Annotated in this window: 14 protein-coding genes and 1 pseudogene; 5 read left to right on the top strand and 10 right to left on the bottom strand. The window is 62.9% G+C overall.

The genetic code is table 11. The features are described 5' to 3' along the window. Positions 1–19: 19 nt before the first annotated feature. The 5 genes from metW to AB5975_08415 form a co-directional block, all read right to left on the bottom strand. The gene (metW, locus tag AB5975_08435) at positions 20–640 is read right to left on the bottom strand and encodes a methionine biosynthesis protein MetW (protein XDR21844.1); all 621 of its coding nucleotides are present in this window, start codon (positions 638–640) and stop codon (positions 20–22) included. A 7-nt stretch (positions 641–647) separates the two neighbouring features. After that, the gene (locus tag AB5975_08430) at positions 648–1787 is read right to left on the bottom strand and encodes a homoserine O-acetyltransferase (GenBank protein XDR21843.1); all 1140 of its coding nucleotides are present in this window, start codon (positions 1785–1787) and stop codon (positions 648–650) included. A gap of 88 nt (positions 1788–1875) precedes the next feature. Beyond that, entirely contained in the window at positions 1876–2466 is a 591-nt protein-coding gene (locus AB5975_08425) for a YggT family protein (protein XDR21842.1), read from the bottom strand. 10 nt (positions 2467–2476) lie between these two features. Beyond that, the gene (gene proC / locus AB5975_08420) at positions 2477–3295 is read right to left on the bottom strand and encodes a pyrroline-5-carboxylate reductase (GenBank protein ID XDR21841.1); all 819 of its coding nucleotides are present in this window, start codon (positions 3293–3295) and stop codon (positions 2477–2479) included. A 38-nt stretch (positions 3296–3333) separates the two neighbouring features. After that, complete coding sequence (locus AB5975_08415) at positions 3334–4020, bottom strand: YggS family pyridoxal phosphate-dependent enzyme (protein XDR21840.1); 687 nt, start codon at positions 4018–4020, stop codon at positions 3334–3336. A 65-nt stretch (positions 4021–4085) separates the two neighbouring features. Here AB5975_08415 and AB5975_08410 point away from each other — a divergent pair, with 65 nt between their 5' ends. After that, positions 4086–5084: a type IV pilus twitching motility protein PilT gene (locus tag AB5975_08410; GenBank protein ID XDR21839.1), complete on the top strand. Its 999-nt coding sequence runs from the start codon at positions 4086–4088 to the stop codon at positions 5082–5084. 111 nt (positions 5085–5195) lie between these two features. On the opposite strand, the gene AB5975_08405 is transcribed toward AB5975_08410, so the two are convergent. After that, on the bottom strand, positions 5196–5822 hold the full coding sequence (locus tag AB5975_08405; GenBank protein XDR21838.1) for a C40 family peptidase: 627 nt from the start codon (positions 5820–5822) through the stop codon (positions 5196–5198). Between the two features lie 166 nt (positions 5823–5988). Between AB5975_08405 and AB5975_08400 the strand changes: the two genes are divergently transcribed. Then, positions 5989–6408 carry an NINE protein gene (locus AB5975_08400; GenBank protein XDR21837.1) on the top strand — a complete coding sequence of 140 codons (420 nt, stop codon included), beginning with the start codon at positions 5989–5991 and terminating at the stop codon, positions 6406–6408. A gap of 37 nt (positions 6409–6445) precedes the next feature. Here AB5975_08400 and AB5975_08395 read toward each other — a convergent pair whose 3' ends face one another. The 3 genes from AB5975_08395 to AB5975_08385 form a co-directional block, all read right to left on the bottom strand. Next, positions 6446–7144: an SPOR domain-containing protein gene (locus AB5975_08395; GenBank protein XDR21836.1), complete on the bottom strand. Its 699-nt coding sequence runs from the start codon at positions 7142–7144 to the stop codon at positions 6446–6448. 1 nt (position 7145) lies between these two features. Further along, positions 7146–8882: an arginine--tRNA ligase gene (gene argS, locus AB5975_08390; protein XDR21835.1), complete on the bottom strand. Its 1737-nt coding sequence runs from the start codon at positions 8880–8882 to the stop codon at positions 7146–7148. A gap of 120 nt (positions 8883–9002) precedes the next feature. Continuing rightward, positions 9003–11222: a primosomal protein N' gene (locus tag AB5975_08385; protein XDR21834.1), complete on the bottom strand. Its 2220-nt coding sequence runs from the start codon at positions 11220–11222 to the stop codon at positions 9003–9005. A 167-nt stretch (positions 11223–11389) separates the two neighbouring features. Here AB5975_08385 and rpmE point away from each other — a divergent pair, with 167 nt between their 5' ends. The 3 genes and pseudogenes from rpmE (at position 11390) to AB5975_08370 (ending at position 13874) form a co-directional block, all read left to right on the top strand. Then, positions 11390–11605, top strand: coding sequence for a 50S ribosomal protein L31 (rpmE, locus tag AB5975_08380; protein XDR21833.1), 216 nt, complete (start codon positions 11390–11392; stop codon positions 11603–11605). Between the two features lie 2 nt (positions 11606–11607). Beyond that, positions 11608–12428: pseudogene (locus AB5975_08375) on the top strand (thermonuclease family protein). A gap of 177 nt (positions 12429–12605) precedes the next feature. Further along, the gene (locus AB5975_08370) at positions 12606–13874 is read left to right on the top strand and encodes a malic enzyme-like NAD(P)-binding protein (protein XDR21832.1); all 1269 of its coding nucleotides are present in this window, start codon (positions 12606–12608) and stop codon (positions 13872–13874) included. Between the two features lie 183 nt (positions 13875–14057). Here AB5975_08370 and AB5975_08365 read toward each other — a convergent pair whose 3' ends face one another. Further along, positions 14058–16511 (bottom strand): penicillin-binding protein 1A, encoded by a 2454-nt coding sequence (locus AB5975_08365; protein ID XDR21831.1) that lies wholly within the window; start codon positions 16509–16511, stop codon positions 14058–14060. Positions 16512–16649 lie beyond the last annotated feature (138 nt).

The raw sequence follows: 16649 nt of genomic DNA, 5'->3' as shown, positions 1-16649 counted from the left end.
GCGATTCCTCCGGTGGGCGTCAGACCGCGAGCTGGTGCTCTTGCAGGCTCGGGCTGCTGACGCGGTAGATGCCGATCTCACCTAGTAGATTAGGCCATAGCCGGCCACCCCACCCGTTGCGGTGCAGGTGGTCGACCGCCAGGCGGTCGAGCACCTTGGCCCGTCGTTCGTGCACCAGTTCTTCGAAGTCGGCGAAGGTGCAGAAGTGGATGTTCGGTGTGTTGTACCAGGTGTACGGCATGAAGTCCGAGACCGGCATGCGGCCTTTGGTCGCCAGGTACCAGCGGCAGCGCCAGTGGCCGAAGTTGGGGAAGGTGATGATGCACTGGCGGCCCACGCGCAGCATCTCGTCGAGGATGCGGTCAGGGTACTCCACGGCCTGCAGGGCCTGGGTCATGATCACCACGTCGAAGCTGTTGCTGGCGAAGTTGCCCAGGCCTTTGTCCAGGTCCTGCTCGATGACGTTGACGCCCTTGGCCACGCAGGCGGCGATGTTGTCGGCGTCGATCTCCAGGCCATAGCCGGTGACCTGCTTGCGGTCACGCAGCGAGGCCAGCAGTTCGCCACTGCCGCAGCCCAGGTCGAGTACCCGGCTGCCGGCGGGGATCCAGTCGTGGATGATTTCCAGATCGGCTCTCATGCTGTCCTCAGATGGCAATGCGGTTCATGTAGTTCGAGAAACCCTGCATGTAGCGAGGTGTGGGGATCAGGAAGGCATCGTGCCCATAAGGCGAGTCGATCTCCAGGTAGCAGACGTTTTTACGCGCGGCCATCAGGGCGTCGACGATCTCGCGTGAACGGGCCGGCGAGAAGCGCCAGTCGGTGGTGAACGACATGATGCAGTAGTCCGCCGTGACATGGGCCAGGGTGGCAGCCAGGTCACCACCCTGGGCGGCGGCTGGGTCGAAATAGTCCAGCGCCTTGGTCATCAGCAGGTAGGTATTGGCGTCGAAACGGCCGGAAAACTCCTCGCCCTGATAGCGCAGGTAGCTTTCGACCTGGAACTCGACGCTGTGGAAGTCGTAGTTGAGCTTGTCGCTTTTCAGCTCACGGCCGAATTTTTCACCCATCGAGTCGTCGGACAGGTAGGTAATGTGGCCGACCATGCGTGCCAGCATCAGGCCGCGCTTGGGGATTACGCCCTGGTCCTGGAACGAACCGCCGTGGAACTCGGGGTCGGTGAGAATGGCCTGACGGGCCACCTCGTTGAAGGCGATGTTCTGTGCCGACAGTTTGGGCGCCGAGGCAATGTCGACGCAATGGCGCACGCGCTCGGGGTAGCTGATGGTCCATTGCAGCGCCTGCATGCCGCCCAGGCTGCCGCCGACCACGGCGGCCCATTGCTGGATGCCCAGACGTTCGCCCAGGCGCACCTGGCTATGCACCCAGTCCTCCACGGTCAGTACCGGGAAATCGGCGCCATAGGGCTTGCCGGTGGCCGGGTTGACACTGCTGGGGCCGGTGCTGCCGTTACAGCCGCCGAGGTTGTTCAGGCTGACCACGAAGAAGCGGTTGGTATCGATTGGCTTGCCGGGGCCGATGCAGCTATCCCACCAGCCCGGCTTGCGGTCGGTGGCGGCATGGTAGCCAGCGGCATGGTGGTGGCCGGAAAGGGCATGGCAGATCAGCACGGCGTTGCTCGCGCTGGCGTTCAGGGTGCCATAGGTCTCGTAGACCAGTTCGTAACTGGCCAGGGAGCGGCCACAGGCCAGGGCCAGCGGTTCATCGAACCGGGCGGTTTGCGGTACTACCAGACCGACGGAATCTACGGGAAAGACAGTGGACATCGACCCTGCTCACGCTTGACGGAGGCGTAAGTCTAAAGAGCGCTACCCCCAGCGGCAAGCAAAGGCTTGCCGCTAGGGGTAAGCAGGGTCAGATCATGCGCCACAGTTCTTGTGGCATGCCAGCGTAGGCGGCCAGCGGGGGCATTACGAACGACTGGATCACCTGGATCGCCAGGAAGGCGAAGATCGGCGAGATGTCCATGCCGCCCAGGTTGGGCACCAGGCGGCGGAACGGTGCCAGTACCGGCTCGCTGATCTGGTAGGCCAACTCGGCCGCCGGATTGTGGCTGTTGGGGGCTACCCAGGACACGATCACCATGACGATCATGGCCACCCAGAAGATCTTCAGGAACAGCGAAGTGATGCCGATGATCGCCCACATCAGCAGGTGCAGGATGTCGCCGAAGGTGCCATAGGTGACCATCAGCACAAAGCCCATCAGCAGCGCCTGGATCACGATTGCCAACAGCAGAGACGAGGTGTCCAGCCCACCGACACTGGGAATGACCCGACGGATCGGCTTGAGCAGCGGCTGGGTGGCACGCACCGCGAACTGGCACAGCGGGTTGTAGAAATTGGCCTTGACCAGTTGCAGCACGAAGCGCAGCAGGACGATCACCAGGTACAGGCTGACCAAGGTTTGCACCACGAAGATCGCGGCGCCGGACAGTGCATTCATCTAAAGCTCCTTATTTGCCCAGTTGTTCGGCCAGTTCGGCGGAGCGCGTGGCTGCAGCTTGCAGCGCCTGCTCGACGATGGCTTCGAAGCCGCTGGCCTGGAACGATTTGATCGCCGCTTCCGTGGTGCCGGCGGGCGAGGTGACGCGGCGGCGCAGTTCGGCGGCATCGACATCGCTGGCAACCGCCATGCGCGCGGCGCCCAGGGCGGTCTGCAAGGTTAGCTGGGAAGCGGTTTCGCGTGGCAGGCCAAGTTTTTCGCCGGCTGCGGTCATGGCCTCGATCAGCAGGAAAAAGTAGGCCGGGCCGCTGCCGGATACGGCGGTAACGGCGTCCAGTTGCTGTTCTTGCTGCAACCACAAGGCGGTGCCCACGGCCGACAGCAGTTGTTCGGCCTGCTGGCGCTGTTCGCCGGACACTTCGGCGGTGGCGTACAGGCCGCTCACGCCCTGGCGCAGCAGTGCGGGGGTATTGGGCATGCAGCGTACCACCGGGCGAGCGCCCACCCAGCTTTGCAGGCTGGCGCAGGTGATGCCGGCAGCGATGGAAACGATCAGTTGGCCATCCCGCAGGTTGGGTTGCAGGGCCTGGCACACGGCCTTCATGACTTGTGGTTTGACCGCCAGCACGATGACGTCGGCGCCCTCGATGGCCTGGGCGTTGTCCTCGAAGGTTTCGATGCCGTGCTCGGCCTGGATACGGCCGCGGGTCTCGGCGCCCGGGTCGCTGGCGCGGATCTGCGAGGCGTCCAGCCCCTGGGCACGCAGACCGCCGATCAGGCTGGCGGCCATGTTGCCGGCGCCGATAAAGGCAATACGTGTCTTGCTCATGTCAGGTCCTTGTGGAAAAGAGTGAGTGAAGCATGGAATCAGGTGTTGCCGTAGTCGCGGGCACCGAACAGGGCGGTGCCGATACGCACCCAGGTCGCACCCTGTGCGATCGCGGCTTCCAGATCGTGGCTCATGCCCATGGACAGGGTGTCCAGATCAAGCCCCAGGTTTTCCTGCAACTGGCGCAAATGGGCGAAGGCAGCCTCCTGGGCGGCGCGGTCGTCGGTGGGCTCGGGGATTGCCATCAGCCCGCGCAAGCGCAGGTTGGGCAGCCCGGCCACGGCCTTGGCCAAGGCCGGCAGGTCTGCGGGGGCGCAGCCAGACTTGCTGTCTTCGCCACTCACGTTCACTTGCAGGCAGAGGTTCAGCGGCGCCAGACCGGCAGGGCGCTGCTCGGACAGGCGTTGGGCAATTTTCAGGCGGTCCACGGAATGTACCCAGTCGAAATGCTCGGCGATGGCCTTGGTCTTGTTCGACTGAATGGGGCCGATGAAGTGCCAGATCAAGGGCAAGTCGCTGAGTTCCTGCTGCTTTGTCAGCGCTTCCTGTAGGTAGTTCTCCCCGAAATCGCGCACGCCTGCGGTGTGGATCTCGCGGATGGCGCTGGCCGGCTTGGTCTTGCTCACGGCCAGCAACTGAACGCTGGCCGGATCGCGCCCGGCTGCCTGGGCGGCGCTGGCGATACGGGCGGAAATCGCGGAAAGGTTGTCTGCTAGGGTGGACATGGACGGATGCCGGCAACTGAAGGGTTTGCGGCATTCTACCTACTTGAAGGCCTTTGGGGAGTCTCATGGACGTGACTGACCTGTTGGCCCGGGCCGTGGATGCGGGGGCTTCGGACCTGCACCTGGCGGCGGGCCAGATACCGATGCTGCGTTTGGATGGCGAGTTGCAGGGGATGGATTTGCCGACCTTGGGGGCGGATGCCTTGATCGATGGCATGGCTGCCGTGCTGGATGACCACCAGCGACGACAGTGGGCCCATGGCGATGAACTGGATCTGGCGCTGGAGTTACCTGCCCTTGGGCGTTTTCGGCTGAACCTGTTTCGCCAATTGAATGGCCCAGCTGTCACTTTTCGGTTGATTCAGGGGCGAATTGCCACGCTGGATGAGCTTGATCTGGCAGATGTGTTTCAAGCTGTTGCCCAATGCCGTGATGGCTTGATCCTGGTGGGCGGGCCGACCGGCAGTGGCAAGTCCAGCACCCTGGCGACGCTGGTTGATCAACTGAATCGCGAGCGGGCGCTGCACATCATTACCCTGGAGGACCCTGTCGAAGTTATCCACGGCAGCCAGCGCAGCCTGGTCAATCAGCGTGAGGTGGGGTGTCATAGCCACAGCTTTGCTCAGGGGCTACGCAGTGCGCTGCGCCAGGACCCGGATGTGATCATGATCGGCGAGTTGCGTGACCTGGAAACCATTCGCCTGGCCCTGCGCGCGGCCGAAACCGGGCATCTGGTGCTGGCAACCGTGCATGCACGTTCGGCGGCCAGCAGTATCGACAGGTTGGTGGAGGTATTCGCTGCCGAGGAAAAGCCGTTGGTGCGGGCGATGTTGGCCGAGTCGCTGCGCCTGGTGGTCGCGCAGGTGCTGGTCAGGCGTGTGGGCGGTGGACGGGTGGCGGCTCGGGAAGTGCTGGTGGCGACGCCGGCGGTGCGCAATCTGGTTCGGGAGGGGCGGATGGCGCAGTTGTGTTCGGTGATGCAGGCGGGAGGGGTGGAGGGGATGCGGACGATGGAGGGGGCGATGCGGGGGTTGAAGGAGAAGGGGCTGATCAACGACCTGTAGTGTTTACACCGGCCCTTTCGCGGGCAAGCCCACTCCCACAGGGTCAGCACAGATTTTGAGGGCTGTGTCATCGCTGTGGGAGCGGGCTGGCCCGCGAAGAGGCTGGCCTGCTTAACGCTTGGCCAGGCTCAGCTGCTGCTGTTCCTTCGGCAGTACTCGCTTGGCCACGACGTAATGCTTCTGCCAGTACGGCTTGCTCAGGGTGTCGATGCTCACCCGCTTGCCGCGCCGTGGGGCGTGGATGAAGCGGTCGTTGCCCAGGTAAATGGCAACATGGTTCACCCGGCGGCTCTTGATGTTGAAGAAAATCAGGTCGCCAGGCTTCAGGTCACCTTTGGCCACCTTCACGCCGTGGCCCTGGGCCATGGCATTGGAGGTGCGCGGCAGGTCGACATCGGCGACGTCATTGAAGGCGTACTTGACCAGCCCGCTGCAGTCGAAGCCTTTTTTCGGGCTGCTGCCGCCCCAAACATAGGGGGCACCGAGCACATTCACCGCACGGCTGAGCACATCGCTGCTTTGCTTCGGCGACATGGCGGCAACCTGCACGCCGCGGCTGCTGGCGGCATTGCTTGGGCGAGCGCGCAGTGTGGTTTGCTTGACCGGTGCGTGTTTCACCGAGGCGTTGGTGGTGTAGCCGGTGAAACCATTGGGAAGACGTTGCTCACGATTGGTGGCGTGGGCGGCCAGGGGCAATAATAGGCAGAGGGTCAGCCATGTCTTGATCAAAGGCGGCATAGATGAAGCTCTTATGAATAGTTATGTGTTGGGCGCGCAACTTTATAACAGCTTTTTGATCAATCTTTGATCCGTTGGTCGATTGCCCAGGTGCCGTACGTCGGCCTGCGACGAGAAAGTCACATTTTTTTTTAGAAAATTTTCGGATAACCCAAAGGGGCTATGAATGAACAGTTATCAACAGGGGGCGCCCTTTCACGACACCCACAGCAAAACCATTGGCTACTTGCTGTGGATTTTCGGCTTCACCGGGTCCCATCGTTTCTACTATGGCAAGCCGATTACGGGGACCCTTTGGTTCTTCACCTTCGGCCTGCTGGGAATCGGTTGGCTGATCGACCTGTTTCTGATCCCGTCCATGGACCGTGAGGCTGACCTGAGGTTCCAGTCGGGGCGTATCGACTACAACATCGCCTGGGTTCTGCTGACCTTCCTGGGGGTGTTCGGCCTGCATCGCCTGTATCAGGGTAAATGGATCACCGCGATCATCTACTTCTTTACCGGCGGGTTGTTCCTGGTGGGGGTGCTGTATGACTTCTGGACGCTGAACAGCCAGGTTTCCGAGCGGAATGCGGGGCGGGGATGAGGTAGGCGGGGGCTGCAACGCAGCCCCCAACCAAGGCTTACTGGCGGGTCTGGCGCTGTTGCAGCAACAGGTTGCTGAACCCAGCCCCGGCCAGCTGCTTCTGTGCGCCGGTCAACTGCTCACGGTTGCTGAACGGCCCGACCAGCACGCGGTACCAGGTTTCGTCCTTGACCGTACCTGACTCCACCTTTACCGCCTGGCCCAGCAGAATGATCTGTGCGCGCACCTTGTCGGCATCGGCCTGCTTGCGGAACGAGCCCGCCTGCAGGAAGTACTGGGTGGTCGCTGCCGGCTTGATCACCGGTGGTGGCGGTGGCGGGGTCTGACCGAGCAAGGCTGCCTGTGCACGAGCGGTGTCTATCTTCGCCGCTTCGGCCGGGGTCACCGGGGTTACCGGCTGTGCCGGGACCGGAGGCGTCTTCTCTGGCACGGCCTCTGGCGGCACGATTACCTCGGACTCCGGCAGCAGGGTGTAGAAGTCATACTTCGGCTTCACCGGCTGCTGCGGGGTGGCCTGCGCGGGCTTGCTGGCCTCGGCCACCTTCTCCGGCTTCTGCTGCTCGGGTTTGGCGCGCTTGATGTCGTCGCCACCGGGTTCGAGCTTCATCAAGAACACGATGAACGCGCCTACGGTCAGGCCGACTGCCAGCCATACCCAGCCGGGGATCGGCTGTTTGGCCGGCGCCGTCTGACGGCTGGCGCCGCGCTTTGGGGCAGGTTTTTTCTTGGCAGCCAACTTACATGCGCTCCAGGGTTTCCAGGCCGAGCAGTTCCAGACCTTGTTTGAGGGTACGGCCGGTCAGGGCGGCCAGGCGCAGGCGGCTCTGCTGCTGTTCCAGGGTTTCGGCGGCGAGGATCGGGCAGTTCTCGTAGAAGCTGGAGAACAAGCCGGCCAAGTCGTACAGGTAGCTGCACAGCACGTGCGGCGTGCCTTTGTCGGCGACGTTGTTGAGGATTTCGCCAAACTGCGCCAAGCGTGCGGCCAGGTCCTGCTCGTGGGCCGCCTGCAATACGATGTTGCCTTCAACTTCGTCAAAGCCCTTGCCCAGCTTGCGGAACACGCCGGCTACGCGGGTGTAGGCATACAGCAGGTAAGGCGCGGTGTTGCCTTCGAAGTTGAGCATCAGCTCGAAGTTGAAGCTGTAGTCGCTGGTGCGGTGCTTGGACAGGTCGGCGTATTTCACCGCGCCAATGCCCACCACTTCGCCGATGTGGCGCAGTTCGGCTTCGGTCAGGCTCGGGTTCTTTTCCTTGACCAGCGCGTAGGCGCGCTCCTTGGCCTCGGTGAGCAAGTCGATCAGCTTTACGGTGCCGCCGTCACGGGTCTTGAACGGGCGGCCGTCAGCGCCGTTCATGGTGCCGAAACCCATGTGCTCCATTTGCATCGGGTGGCCGACAAAGCCTGCGCGGCGTGCCACTTCGAACACCTGGTTGAAGTGCAGGGCCTGGCGCTGGTCGACGAAGTACAGGGCACGGTCAGCGTTGAGTACGTTGCTGCGGTAGCGCACGGCGGCCAGGTCGGTGGTGGCGTACAGGTAGCCGCCGTCGGCTTTTTGCACGATCACCGGCAGTGGCTCGCCTTCGCTGTTCTTGAATTCTTCGAGGAACACGCACTGGGCGCCTTGGCTTTCGACCAGCAGGCCCTTGGCCTTGAGGTCGGCCACCACGTTGGCCAGGTCGTCGTTGTACGCGCTTTCGCCCATCACGTCGGCCATGGTCAGCTTGACGTTGAGCAGCTCGTAGGTCTTCTGGCAGTGCGACAGCGAGATGTCCTTGAAGCGTGTCCACAGGGCCAGGCACTCGGGGTCGCCGGCCTGCAGCTTGACCACCAGGCCACGGGCGCGAGTGGCGAACTCTTCCGATTCGTCGAAGCGTTTCTTCGCCGCCCGGTAGAAGTTTTCCAGGTCTGACAGCTCGTCACTGGTGATCGGGTTTTCCTGCAGGTAGGCCATCAGCATGCCGAACTGGGTGCCCCAGTCGCCGACGTGGTTCTGGCGAATGACGTTGTCACCCAGGAATTCCAGCACGCGCGCGACGCTGTCACCGATGATGGTCGAGCGCAGGTGGCCGACGTGCATTTCTTTGGCCAGGTTCGGCGCCGACATGTCGATGACGACCTTTTCGCTCGGGCCAGCTTTGCGCACGCCCAGGCGGGCGTCGGCCAGGGCGGCATCCAGGCGGTTGGCCAAAGCGTCGGTGTTCTGGAAGAAGTTCAGGAAGCCGGGGCCGGCGATCTCAACCTTGCTGATGTCGGCGCTGGCCGGCAGGGCATTGATCAGTTTCTCGGCCAGGTCGCGCGGCTTCATGCCAGCCGGCTTGGCCAGCATCATGGCGATGTTGCTGGCGAAGTCGCCGTGGGTCTTGTCCCGGGCGTTTTCCACCTGGATCGCCGGCGACAGCCCTTCAGGCAGCACACCGTCGTTGACGAGTTGGGTGAGGGCTTGCTGGATCAGCTGGCGAATGGTGTCTTTCATGGGGATCTCTTTTCGACCGCAAGCGCGGTGAGCGCCTGGATGCGCAGGTGGAAAAACTGGGCATTATCCGTTGCTGGAAGCGGGTTGCCAACCTTTGGGGCTGCAAAGCAGCGCCAGAGGTCAGTACAGGTCGACCGGGTCGACGTCCAGCGACCAACGCACCTGGCGCCCGCTCGGCATTTGCTCCAACACTAGCAACCAGGCGCTGATCAGTCGATGCAAAGGGGCCCGGGTATTGGCCTGTATCAACAGTTGCGCGCGGTAGCGCCCGGCGCGGCGTTCCATGGGCGCCGGCACCGGGCCCAGCAGCTCTATGCCTGGCAGGCGTTGTTCGGCCACCAGGCGCTCGGCGGCGGCGCAGGCTTCGTCGAGGAAACCTTCGGCCTGCCCCGGCTTGTGCGCTTCGGCACGCAGCAGGGCCAGGTGGGAGTAAGGTGGCAGCCCGGCGGCGCGGCGTTCATCCAGGGCCTGTTCGGCAAAGGCAAAGTAGCCCTGCTCGGTCAACTGCACCAGCAGTGGATGGTCGGCCAGGTGGGTCTGGATGATGACCTTGCCGGGCTCTTCGGCCCGCCCGGCCCGTCCGGCTACCTGTACGATCAGCTGCGCCATGCGCTCGCTGGCGCGAAAGTCACCCGAGAACAGCCCGCCATCGGCATCGAGGATGGCCACCAGGGTCACCCGGGGGAAGTGGTGGCCCTTGGCAAGCATCTGCGTACCGACAAGGATGCTCGGCTGGCCGCGCTGAATGGTATTGAACAGGTTGTGCATGGCGTCCTTGCGCGCCGTGCTGTCGCGGTCCACGCGCAGGATCGGGTAGTCCGGGAACAGCACCTTCAGACGTTCTTCGGCACGTTCGGTACCCGCACCGACCGGGCGCAGGTCGACGTGATTGCACTGCGGGCACTGGTGCGGCAGGCGTTCGTCATAGCCGCAGTGGTGGCAGCGCAGCACGCCAGAGCGCTGGTGCACGGTCATGCGCGCATCACAGCGCGGGCACTCGGACAGCCAGCCACAATCGTGGCACAGCAGGGTCGGGGCGAAGCCGCGGCGGTTAAGGAACACCAGCACTTGTTGGCCGGCCTCCAGGGTCTGGCGGATGGCTTGTTGCAACGGGCCGCTGATGCCACTGTCCAGGGGCAAGCTCTTTACATCCAGGCGCAGCATGCGCGGCGGACGGGCTCCGCCAGCGCGCTGGTTCATGCGCAGCAGGTGGTAGCGGCCGGTTAGGGCGTTGTGCAAGGTTTCCAGCGACGGCGTGGCAGAACCGAGCAGGATCGGGATGTTCTCCTGGTGGGCGCGTACCATTGCCAAGTCTCTGGCGTGGTAGCGCAGCCCTTCCTGCTGTTTATAGGAGCCGTCGTGCTCTTCGTCGATGATGATCAGGCCGGGGTTTTTCATCGGCGTGAACAGTGCCGAGCGGGTGCCGATGATGATGTCGGCCTCGCCGTCGCGAGCGGCCAGCCAGGCGTCCAGGCGCTCGCGGTCGTTGACCGCCGAATGCAGCAGGGCGATGCGGGCATTGAAGCGTTGTTCGAAGCGCGCCAGGGTCTGTGGGCCGAGGTTGATCTCCGGGATCAGCACCAGTGCCTGCTTGCCGGCCTCCAGCGTCTCGCGGATCAGTTGCAGGTAGACCTCGGTCTTGCCGCTGCCGGTGACGCCGGCCAGCAGGAACGCGCCGAAGCCGTCAAAGCCTTCTCGCACGGCGTCGAAGGCATTGCGTTGCTCTTCGTTGAGCGGGAGTTCCGGCTGTGCCAGCCAGTGCTCATGGCGTAGCGCCGGCAGGTGCCGGCGCACCTCGATCTGAACCAGCTCCTTGGCCAGCAGCAAGTCGAGGCTGTCCTTGTTCAGGTTGAGCTTGGTCAGCAGGCTGTGGGCCACGCCGTGCGGGTGCTGGGCCAGGGTCTTCAGGGCGTCGCGCTGGCGCGGCGCGCGGGCGATGCGCGGGTCTTCCAGGCGGGCGCCGGGGGCAATGTGCCAGAAGCGTTCCTGGCGCATTTCAGCGGGTTCGCCCTGGCGCAGCAGCGTGGGCAAGGCCCAGCTCAGGGTGTCGCCCAGGCTGTGCTGGTAGTACTGGGCTGTCCACAAGCAGAACTTGAACAGCGACGCCGGGATGGGAGACACCGGGTCGAGCAAGGCGCTGGCCGGCTTGAGTTTGTCGGCGGGCACTTCACTCTGCGTGCACACCTCCACCAACACGCCGATCATTTCGCGGCGACCGAAGGGCACGCGAATGCGCATGCCCGGGGTCAAGGTCTGGCGTGCCATGCTCGCCGGCGCCTTGTAGTCGAACAGGCGACGCAGCGGGGAGGGCAGGGCAAGGCGCAGGATGACGTCGGACACGCAAAAAGTCTCGGAGGGCGTTACAAGAACTGGCGAGCCTAGCAGACGACGGTCGGTGCAAGCGACATCTTGCGCTGACGGTGTGCTCTGGTATTATTCGCCGCCTAATTACGTGCGGTATTCAACAATTGGTGTTGGGTGGCGGCACGCAGCTCGAGGAAGTGACCATGAAAGAAGGTATCCACCCGAACTACGAAGTAGTTGCAGTCACCTGCAGCTGCGGCAACAAGTTCGAAACCCGTTCGACCCTGGGCAATGTCCTGTCGATCGACGTTTGCAACCTGTGCCACCCGTTCTACACCGGTAAGCAGAAAGTCCTGGACACCGGTGGTCGCGTACAGAAGTTCGCCGACCGCTTCGGTATGTTCGGTACCAAGAAGTAATCATGCGCATGGCGAATCCTTCGGGCTTCGCGTTGTTGCTGAAGAAGGCGCCCCTTGTGGGCGCCTTTTTGTGGCCGCTATCTGGCATTCTTCGGCCCATGCGTTCTGCCCGCTGCCAGGCAAGCCCCAGTTGGTAGCGGTGCGACAGGTGGTCGATGGCGATACCTTGCGCCTGGCCGATGGCCGCAGTGTGCGGCTGATCGGTATCAATGCTCCGGAAATCGGCCGCAAAGGGCGCAGCAGCGAGCCCTATGCCGAGGCAGCCAAGCGGCGCCTGCAGGCGTTGGTTCAGGAAAGTGACGGGCGTGTCGGGCTGGTGCCTGGCGTTGAATCCAAGGACAAATACGGCCGCACACTGGCGCACGTCTATGGCCGTAATGGCAACAATCTGGAAGCACAGTTGCTTAGCGAGGGCTTGGGTTATCGCGTGGCGGTTGCCCCCAATGTGCGCCTCAACGGCTGCCAGCAGCTCGCGGAGCAAGCCGCGCGCAAGGCGGGTAGCAACCTGTGGCGCCGTTCGCCCGTGGTGCCCGCAAGCGCTGTCAGGCAGTCGGGTTTTGCTTTGGTCGGTGGCCGCATCAAGGGCATCGAGCGCAACCGCGGCGGGGTCTGGCTGACCCTGGACGATGCTGTGGTGCTACAGGTTCCCGCTCGTCTGCAGCGCAACTTCCCTGCCAGCTTCTTCGATAACCTCAAAGGACGCCAGGTCGAAGCGCGTGGTTGGGTGCTGGATCGTTCCCGCAGGGGCGGCCTCAAGCCTGGGCAGCGACGTTGGGTGTTGCCATTGACCGATCCGAGCATGTTGGAGCGAATTTCAGGCTAAAAGATGTAGACATTTCGCTATTGGATTGTACACACTGTGAGCCGTATGCCCCGTGGGTTATAGCGTAAAGTCGTAGGCTAAAGGCCTTGACACAAGTGACCGACCAGTCTTGTGACTCCCCGGCTCTTTGCGTATCCTCGGCGGTCCGTCAGAACAGTAAATAGCGGAATGCCCACCATGTCAGACCTGAAAACCGCCGCTCTCGAATATCACGCTCAACCTCGTCCGGGGAAACTGAGCGTCGAACTCTCCAAGCCCACTGCCACCGCCCGTGACCTCGCCCTGGCCTACAGCCCAGGTGTTGCAGAGCCGGTACGCGAAATTGGCCGTGATCCAGAGCTGGCTTACAAATACACCGGCAAAGGCAACCTGGTTGCGGTGATTTCCGATGGCACCGCCATCCTCGGTCTGGGTGACCTCGGCCCACTGGCTTCCAAGCCGGTCATGGAAGGCAAGGGTGTTCTGTTCAAGCGTTTCGCTGGTATCGATGTATTCGACATCGAGGTCGAGTCGGAAAGCCCGCAAGCGTTCATCGACACCGTCCGCCGCATTTCGATCACCTTCGGTGGCATCAACCTTGAAGACATCAAGGCCCCTGAGTGCTTCGAAATCGAGCGCACCTTGATCGAGCAGTGCGACATCCCGGTGTTCCACGATGACCAGCACGGTACCGCCATCGTTACCGCCGCCGGCATGATCAACGCCCTGGAAATCGCCGGCAAGAAGCTGGAAGACGCCAAGATCGTCTGCCTCGGCGCCGGCGCTGCCGCCATCTCCTGCATGAAGCTGCTGGTGAGCATGGGTGCCAAGGTCGAGAACATCTACATGATCGACCGTAGCGGCGTGATCCACGCTGGCCGTGACGACCTGAACCAGTACAAGGCGCAGTTCGCCCACGCTACTGACAAGCGCACTCTGGCCGATGCCCTTGACGGTGCCGACGTGTTCGTAGGTCTGTCCGGCCCGAACCTGCTGAGCCCGGAAGGCCTGAAGTCGATGGCTGCCAACCCAATCGTGTTCGCCTGCTCGAACCCGGATCCGGAAATCTCGCCAGAGCTGGCGCACGCCACTCGCAGCGACGTGATCATGGCTACCGGTCGTTCCGACTACCCGAACCAGGTCAACAACGTACTGGGCTTCCCGTTCATCTTCCGTGGTGCCCTGGACGTTCGCGCCAAGCGCATCAACGAAGAAATGAAGATCGCCGCTGCTATCGCCCTGAAAGACCTGGCCAAGCTGCCAGTGCCTAAGGAAGTGTGCGAAGCCTACGGTGTCGAAGGCCTGGAGTTCGGTCGTGAGTACATCATTCCGAAGCCGCTGGACGCACGCCTGATCACCGTCGTTTCCGACGCCGTGGCCAAGGCCGCCATCGAATCCGGTGTGGCTACCCTGCCGTATCCGAAGCACTACCCGCTGACCAGCGTGGATGAAGTGTTCAACGGCTGATTGCCGCTGTAGCAACATAAAAAAGCCCCGGCTCGGATGAGCCGGGGCTTTTTGTTGTGCCGTGGAAATGTTTCAGGGTGGCAAGGTGCTTGTGATGAGACTGTTGGCGCCTATGAGATCGAGCGCCGCGCGGGCGGCGCTCGATTGGCGCGCCCACGCAAATCCTGAGTCAGACACCCTGCTTCAGAACAGATCCATCGGCGCTGCTTCATCGGCTGGCAGCGGGCTGCCCGGTGCCGCGCCATTGCCCAGCTCGTCCACCGATGGCGGCGAGTCTTCGGCCTTGAACAGCTCGAAGTAGGCATTCGGTGTGCTCGGCGAGGCGGCGCGCCCGCTGACCGGGTCCACCCGCAGGCTGAGGATGCCTTCCGGTTCTGCTGGCGCATGCGCCGGTTTGTCCTTGAGCGCCGCGCCCATGAAACTCATCCAGATCGGCAGCGCCGCCGTACCGCCGTACTCGCGGCGACCGAGCGTTTCTGGCTGGTCGAAACCGACCCACACGGTCGTCACGTAGTCGGCGTTGTAGCCCGAGAACCAGGCGTCCTTGGATTCGTTGGTGGTACCGGTCTTGCCCGCCAGGTCGGTACGGCCCAAGGCCAGTGCCCGGCGACCGGTACCGCGCTTGATCACGTCCTGCAGCATGCTGGTGAGGATGTAGGTGGTACGCCCGTCGACGATCTGTTCGGCTATCGCCGGCGCTTGTGGTGCAGTTGCCACCTGACTGAAGGCAGGCGGTGCTTCGCCTGGCATGGCGGCGGTGCTGATTGGCTGCTCGGGTGCGGCCAGGCCAGCCTGGTCCTCGGCACCTTGCGGTACGCGGGCTGGGTTGGAAGTAAACAGCGTCTCGCCGCTGCGGCTTTCGATGCGGTCGATCAGGTAAGGGGTGATCTTGTAGCCACCGTTGGCAAAGGTGCTCCACCCGGTGGCGATTTCCATCGGGGTCAGGGTGGCGGTACCCAGTGCCAGCGACAGGTTGCGCGGCAGGTCCTGCTTGTTGAAGCCGAACTTGGCGATGTAGTCGATGGTGCGGTCCACGCCCATGGCCTGCAGCAGGCGGATCGACACCAGGTTGCGCGATTTGTACAGCGCCTCACGCATGCGGATCGGGCCGAGGAAGGTGTTGGTGTCGTTCTTCGGCCGCCACACTTTATCCACCGACTCGTCAACGAACACGATCGGCGCATCGTTGACCAGGGTGGCGGCGGTGTAACCGCTGTCCAGCGCGGCGCTGTAGATGAATGGCTTGAAACTAGAGCCAGGTTGGCGCTTGGCCTGCATGGCGCGGTTGTAGTTGCTCTGCTCGAACGAGAAGCCGCCGACCAGGGCGCGGATGGCGCCGTTGTAGGGGTCAAGGGTAACCAGTGCACTCTGCGCACCGGGCACCTGGCTGAACTTGAACTTGCCATCTTCCAGACGTTGCAAGCGCACCAGGTCACCGACCTGTGCCACGTCGGAAGGCGACTGCGGTGTGCGCCCCTGGGCGTTGCTGTTGATGAACGGGCGCGCCCATTTCATGGTGTCCCAAGCAACCTGTGCTTCCTGGCCGTCACGGGTCAGCACTTTGAGGCCGGTTTTTTCAACTTGAGTGACAATGGCTGGCTCCAGGCCGCCGAGGGTGCGTTGTTTGCCCAGTTCCTGCAGCCAAGCTGCCTGGGTACGGCCCGGGAAGCGTGCTTCAGGGCCGCGGTAACCGTGGCGTTCGTCGTAATCGGAAAGCCCGTTGAGGACGGCCTTGTTGGCCATTTCCTGCATGTCGCTGGGCACGGTGGTCGTGACGCGGAAGCCCTCGGTATAGGCATCGCTGCCGTAACGGCCGACCATTTCCGCGCGGGCCATTTCAGCGATGTACGGGGCATTCACTTCAGGCGTCGGTACGTGGTAGCTGGCGTTGAGCGGCTCGGCCAAGGCGGCCTGGTAGCTGGCCTCGTCGATCTTGCCCAGCTTGTACATGCGGCCGAGGATCCAGTCGCGGCGTTCCTTGGCACGTGCCGGGTTGGCCAGTGGGTTGAAGCGCGACGGTGCTTTGGGCAGGCCGGCGATCATCGCCATCTGCGCCAGGCTCACGTCACGGATCGACTTGCCGTAGTACACCTGCGCAGCGGCGTCGATACCGTAGGCGCGGTTGCCCAGGTAGATCTTGTTCACGTACAGCTCAAGGATTTCGTCCTTGGTCAGCTCACGCTCGATTTGCAGGGCCAGCAGGATTTCGTTGGTCTTGCGCGAGAAGCTGCGCTCGCTGGTGAGGAAGAAGTTCTTCGCCACCTGCATGGTGATGGTGCTGCCGCCGGTCTGGATGTGCCCGGTTTTCACCAGCTGGGTCGCGGCACGCATCAGGCTGCTGGGGTCTACACCATAGTGGTTGAGGAAGTTGTCGTCCTCAGCTGACAGCAGCGCCTGAATGAATTGTGGGGGAATTTCCGCGAAGCGGATCGGCGAGCGGCGCATTTCGCCGAATTCGGCAATCAGCTTGCCGTCGCTGCTGTACACCCTGAGTGGGATCTGCAACTGGATGCTTCTGAGTGACTCGACCGAGGGCAGGCTGGGGCTAAGATACAGAAACGCACCGCTCACACCGAGTACGAGCGCGCAGATGACTGCGACGGATGACCACCAGAAGAACTTCAGCAGACGTATCAAGGCTTTTCGGTGTCCAGGTTGGGAGTGGATTGCACGCGGGTCCGGCGGACCAAAAAACGCTGGGCATTATAAGCATTTTTTCGCCTCTCCGGGTTACCGGCCAGGCTACCCGTCGCCTCGATGGATAGCCTCGGCCCA

Source organism: Pseudomonas putida, assembly GCA_041071465.1.
In the GTDB taxonomy this organism is placed as follows: Bacteria; Pseudomonadota; Gammaproteobacteria; order Pseudomonadales; family Pseudomonadaceae; genus Aquipseudomonas; species Aquipseudomonas putida_P.
The sequence above is the reverse complement of the archived record's forward strand: the minus strand, read 5'-3'. Positions and strand labels throughout refer to the sequence as shown.

Bases quoted from the DNA above. Each gene is read 5' to 3' on its own strand.
- rpmE (XDR21833.1), top strand. From the start codon at position 11,390: ATGAAAGAAGGTATCCACCCGAACTACGAAGTAGTTGCAGTCACCTGC.
- AB5975_08425 (XDR21842.1), bottom strand. From the start codon at position 2,466: ATGAATGCACTGTCCGGCGCCGCGATCTTCGTGGTGCAAACCTTGGTC.
- AB5975_08430 (XDR21843.1), bottom strand. From the start codon at position 1,787: ATGTCCACTGTCTTTCCCGTAGATTCCGTCGGTCTGGTAGTACCGCAA.
- metW (XDR21844.1), bottom strand. From the start codon at position 640: ATGAGAGCCGATCTGGAAATCATCCACGACTGGATCCCCGCCGGCAGC.
- AB5975_08370 (XDR21832.1), top strand. From the start codon at position 12,606: ATGTCAGACCTGAAAACCGCCGCTCTCGAATATCACGCTCAACCTCGT.
- AB5975_08405 (XDR21838.1), bottom strand. From the start codon at position 5,822: ATGCCGCCTTTGATCAAGACATGGCTGACCCTCTGCCTATTATTGCCC.
- argS (XDR21835.1), bottom strand. From the start codon at position 8,882: ATGAAAGACACCATTCGCCAGCTGATCCAGCAAGCCCTCACCCAACTC.
- proC (XDR21841.1), bottom strand. From the start codon at position 3,295: ATGAGCAAGACACGTATTGCCTTTATCGGCGCCGGCAACATGGCCGCC.
- AB5975_08400 (XDR21837.1), top strand. From the start codon at position 5,989: ATGAACAGTTATCAACAGGGGGCGCCCTTTCACGACACCCACAGCAAA.
- AB5975_08415 (XDR21840.1), bottom strand. From the start codon at position 4,020: ATGTCCACCCTAGCAGACAACCTTTCCGCGATTTCCGCCCGTATCGCC.
- AB5975_08410 (XDR21839.1), top strand. From the start codon at position 4,086: ATGGACGTGACTGACCTGTTGGCCCGGGCCGTGGATGCGGGGGCTTCG.